The sequence below is a fragment of the Paraburkholderia ginsengiterrae genome (assembly GCF_001645125.1).
Taxonomy (GTDB): domain Bacteria; phylum Pseudomonadota; class Gammaproteobacteria; order Burkholderiales; family Burkholderiaceae; genus Paraburkholderia; species Paraburkholderia ginsengiterrae.
Genome location: NZ_LXKA01000040.1, coordinates 1 through 603, shown reverse-complemented (window position 1 = coordinate 603; position 603 = coordinate 1). Strand labels below are relative to the sequence as shown.

The 603-nt window shown below is 72.6% G+C and carries 1 protein-coding gene; it reads right to left on the bottom strand.

Annotated elements, in window-relative coordinates; genetic code table 11:
* Positions 1-23: 23 nt before the first annotated feature.
* Positions 24-149, bottom strand: a complete 126-nt coding sequence (locus A6V37_RS42735; protein ID WP_279616148.1) for a hypothetical protein — start codon at positions 147-149, stop codon at positions 24-26.
* Between the last annotated feature and the right edge of the window lie 454 nt (positions 150-603).

Genomic DNA, 603 nt, shown 5'->3' with positions numbered 1-603 from the left:
CCGCTCACCTGCAGGACGAGGCTTTATTTCCCGCCGTGCCGGAACAGAATTTCCAGGTGAGGCCCATCACGCTGATTGCGCTGCTCCTCGCCGCCATCGTCTTCCCGTGCGTGTACCTCGCCGCCATTGCCTTCAACGATCTTCGCCACCGGCCACCCCACCCCCCCCGCATCCCCCTGCGCACCGTCCTCGTCGCGGCCCAACACCCCCTCCCACTCCTCCCCCTGCACCAGCCGCCCCCCCCCCGCCCCGCACGCGCCCTCCCCGCCGCCTATCTCCTCCAGTCGGCGGCCGCGTCGGCGCAGCACCTCGCCCGGCCGCCCTGCGCGCCGGCGCGCACCGCCGCGCACCCCGCGTCCGCAACCGCTACGCGCCGCAGCCATCCCGGCAGCACCGCGGTCTCGACGCCACGTGCGCTCTCCCGACCCGCCAAGAGCCCGGCACACCGACTCTCCTGGGTAGAAAAGGCCCCGCTGCCCGCCCACGCGGCCGCGATGAACGCAGCCTCGCCAACGGCGTGTGTATCACCACTGTAGCGGCTGACCGCCCACACTCGCGGCACGCCCCGCTCCGCAGTACCCTAGTGTTCAGCACCCTCCGACA